Here is a 2,273-nt window from a genome sequence, read left to right as displayed (position 1 = left end):
CTATCGGGACTTTTTCGAGAACCATACGCCGGGGTTCTTCTATCTCGTGGCGCCACTCTTTTCGTTCTTCCAGGTCGAGACGAGCGTTACCGAGACGTTCGCTTTCTTCTATCTTGCCCGAACCATCGCCCTGCTCCTCGCCGGGATCAGCTTGCTGCTGAGCTTTCGCCTCGGCCGCTTGTGGGGCGGGGCGAGAGTGGCCTGGGTGGGAACGGTTCTGCTCGGACTCGACACGATCTTTCTGACGAAAACCATCGAAGTCCGGCCGGACGTTTTTTCGCTGCCGCTGTTCTTGGCGTGTCTCGTGACCCTCGTCGGAGCCGTTCGCGGCACGCCATCACCGCTCCCGCAACGCCTTCGCTTCGCCATGTCCGGCTTGTTTCTCGGCTCCGCGCTGATGTTCACCCAGAAGATCCTGTTGGTCGGGCCGGGCTTCGCTCTGGCCATGCTCTGGTACGTCGGCGACCCTCGAGGGCGAGGGAGACTGACAAGCCGGTTCATCGATTTGCTGGCGCAATCGGCCGGCTTCCTCATCCCGGTCGCCGTTACGCTCATCTACTTCGCCTACCACGGAGCCCTGCGGGAGTTCGTCGAGCTCAACTTTTTCCTGAACCTGACCTATGGTGAGACGACGACGATGTCACCTGTGCCGCTCCTCGAGGTCTTCGTCGGAGAGAACCCCTTCCACGTCGTCCTGGGGCTCCTCGGATGCGCTCTCGGCATAGTGGGCATGCTCGGGCGCGAAGGCGCGCGACGCGGCGACCCGATTCTCGTGCTTTCGGCTCTGTCTTTGTTCGTCGGCCTGTTCCTGACTCCACTCCCTTATCACCAGTACTATTTGATGTTTCAACCGCTCCTGGCGCTGTTCGCCGCGTCTTCCTTGGTCCGGCTGGTGGATAGCTTCGCGCGAGAAAGACTCGAGACCGAGCGCGCTCGTTCTCTGCCGCTCGGCATCGCCCTCGCCCTCGTGGTGGGAGCAGGCCTCTCGCTCGTGATTCGCTGGGTGCAGCCCCCTGTCTTCACCGAAACCCTCTACATCTTCGTCTGGCTGGCGGTGGCCGTCCTCGGTCTGTTCCTTTTGCTCCGGGGAGAGCGCGATTGGGTGCTGGTGACGTTCCTCGGAGCAACTGCCATCGCCCCGCTCCATCGGATCCACGACTTGTCGGGCCCCTCCAACACGAAGTATCGAAAGACGCTCGAGCAGATTGCTTTCGTCATGGGGAGCACGAGGCCGAGCGACCCGGTGATGGACGGTTTCACCGGCTTCGGGGTGTTCCGACCCCACGCCCATTTCTACTGGCTTCTTCAGGAAGAGTTCCCCCTGGTCAGCCGGGGCCAGCGGGAACGTCTTTACGACGACCTCGCCTCGGGTCGCGTCGACCCGAAGCTTATTTTTCTAGACCGTAACTTGAGGTTGTTCTCGTCCGAGGTGGCGGAGTTCGTCGAGCGAAACTACGAGCCTGTCGGCTACGACGTGGTCTGGCGGCGGAAGCCCATCTGGCTCGACCACGGACCGATGGAGCTCGCGGGAAAGCTCGATTTGGGCCGGGGCCCGACGAGCGATCTCGTGGGACCCGGCTGGTACGAGCCGGACACGGAGGGCATGACGAGCTTCCGCCGTTCTCGCGGGCGACGATCCTGGCTGCGGGTGCCCATTCGAGTCCCGGGCGAGCTGCGAGTCGTCGTGCGCGCCCGACCGGAATGGCTCGACCCGATTCCCGATCTCGAGCTCAGCGTCAATGGAACACCCGTCGGCCAGGCGAAGCTGTCGGAAGGATGGAGGGACTACGAGTTCCGGGTGCCGGCCTGGTGCTCGAGATCCGGAGTCAATAGTTTCCTCTTCACCTATTCCCACGTGCCGCGTCAGTCGGACCCCGAGTTCAAGGGTCGCAACGCCGCTCTGGCGATGGAGTTCTTGAAAGTAGAGAAGTTTTGAAGCTCATTGCCGTGACACCGCTCCCTCCGGCTCCGACGGGCGTCGCCGACTACAGCGAGCTGCTTTTGACCGGGCTCGCGAGAGCGACGGATTGGAAGATCGAGGCGGTCTCTCCCACAGAAAGAAGGGACTTCACGTTCGCCGTCACCGCCCCGGAGTCCTTCGTCCCCCCAGACGAGGGCGACGTTTTTCTCTATCACGTGGAAAACAGCCGGCACCACGACTTCGTCTATCCATTCCTGCTCCGCCATCGCGGACACGCACAGTGAGCAGTTAGGGAACTTCGACCTGTGCCGTGAACTTACGCACACACCACCCAACGCGCCGTGCCCATACT

2 protein-coding genes are annotated in these 2,273 nt (G+C 62.3%); both read left to right on the top strand.

Annotated features, from left to right (window positions below):
* Positions 1-1,936 (top strand): hypothetical protein (locus tag VEK15_23800; GenBank protein HXV63745.1); only part of this gene is annotated, 1,936 nt, incomplete at its 5' end.
* Positions 1,933-2,205, top strand: a complete 273-nt coding sequence (locus VEK15_23795; protein ID HXV63744.1) for a hypothetical protein — start codon at positions 1,933-1,935, stop codon at positions 2,203-2,205. The genes VEK15_23800 and VEK15_23795, both read left to right, overlap by 4 nt.
* The last annotated feature ends 68 nt before the right edge of the window (positions 2,206-2,273 follow it).

This window comes from Vicinamibacteria bacterium, assembly GCA_035620555.1.
GTDB lineage: Bacteria > Acidobacteriota > Vicinamibacteria > Marinacidobacterales > SMYC01 > DASPGQ01.
Note: the sequence above shows the minus strand (reverse complement) of the source record. Positions and strands in the feature narration are given on the sequence as shown.